Below are 1,572 nucleotides of genomic sequence, written 5' to 3' on the forward strand. Positions count from 1 at the left end.
CCGCAAGGAGGGCGCTTCCTAAGGTAAGACCGATGACTGGGGTGAAGTCGTAACAAGGTAGCCGTATCGGAAGGTGCGGCTGGATCACCTCCTTTCTAAGGAATATATACAAAGACGTGAGCATTCAACTTTATTCAGTTTTGAGGGGTTTAGTGATAAACCTAAGCAAGAATCAAATTCTTGATTGTGGGGCCTTAGCTCAGCTGGGAGAGCGCCTGCCTTGCACGCAGGAGGTCAGCGGTTCGATCCCGCTAGGCTCCATTGTCAGACAAGACGTTAAAATCACTTGAACATTGAAAACTAAATAACAATATCTAATAACGATAAATAAACCAAAAGCTGTGAATTTTAAAGAATTTACAAACTTATACTTGAAAAACGATGATTATAAATCATCATGGCAAAGTTAATAAGGGCGCACGGTGGATGCCTTGGCACTAAGAGCCGATGAAGGACGTGACTAACGACGATATTCTAGGGGGAGCAGTAAGTACGCATTGATCCCTAGGTCTCCGAATGGGGAAACCCAGCTGCTACTAGCAGTTATTCATGAGTGAATACATAGCTCATGTAAAGGTAACGCAGAGAACTGAAACATCTAAGTACCTGCAGGAAGAGAAAGTAAAAACGATTTCGTAAGTAGCGGCGAGCGAACGCGAAGAAGGGCAAACCAAGAAGCTTGCTTCTTGGGGTTGTAGGACTGCAACGTGGACTTAAGCATTATAGTCGAATAACCTGGGAAGGTTAATCAAAGAGGGTAATAATCCCGTAGACGAAATAGCGCTTATACCTAGCAGTATCCTGAGTAGGGCTGGACACGCGAAATCCAGTTTGAATCCGGGAGGACCATCTCCCAACCCTAAATACTCCTTAGTGACCGATAGTGAACCAGTACCGTGAGGGAAAGGTGAAAAGAACCCCGAGAGGGGAGTGAAATAGCACCTGAAACCGTGTGCCTACAAGAAGTTCGAGCCCGTTAATGGGTGAGAGCGTGCCTTTTGTAGAATGAACCGGCGAGTTACGTTATGATGCGAGGTTAAGTTGAAGAGACGGAGCCGTAGGGAAACCGAGTCTGAATAGGGCGACTTAGTATCATGATGTAGACCCGAAACCTAGTGACCTATCCATGAGCAGGGTGAAGGTGTGGTAAGACGCACTGGAGGCCCGAACCAGGACACGTTGAAAAGTGTTTGGATGACTTGTGGATAGCGGAGAAATTCCAAACGAACTGGGAGATAGCTGGTTCTCTCCGAAATAGCTTTAGGGCTAGCGTCGAAATGTAAGTGTATTGGAGGTAGAGCACTGTTTGGGTGAGGGGTCCGTCTAGGATTACCAATCTCAGATAAACTCCGAATGCTAATACACATGTTCGGCAGTCAGACTGCGAGTGCTAAGATCCGTAGTCGAAAGGGAAACAGCCCAGACCAACAGCTAAGGTCCCAAAATATATGTTAAGTGGAAAAGGATGTGGGGTTGCACAGGATCGGAAGAGAGTCGAGTAGGGAAATAGTGTAGACATAGAAGAGAATATAACTGTTGTAGCCTAAACAAAAAAAAAAATTATATTGAAAG

The 1,572-nt window shown here is 45.5% G+C and carries 1 tRNA gene and 2 rRNA genes; all 3 read left to right on the forward strand.

Going from position 1 to position 1,572, the window contains the following annotated elements:
* Positions 1 to 95: ribosomal RNA gene (locus ABZ910_RS36260) — 16S ribosomal RNA — on the forward strand; the annotation flags it as partial.
* A gap of 93 nt (positions 96 to 188) precedes the next feature.
* Positions 189 to 261: transfer RNA gene (locus ABZ910_RS36265), tRNA-Ala, on the forward strand.
* Between the two features lie 138 nt (positions 262 to 399).
* Positions 400 to 1,572: ribosomal RNA gene (locus tag ABZ910_RS36270) — 23S ribosomal RNA — on the forward strand; the annotation flags it as partial.

Source organism: Streptomyces sp. NPDC046805, from assembly GCF_040645355.1.
Lineage (GTDB): Bacteria > Actinomycetota > Actinomycetes > Streptomycetales > Streptomycetaceae > Streptomyces.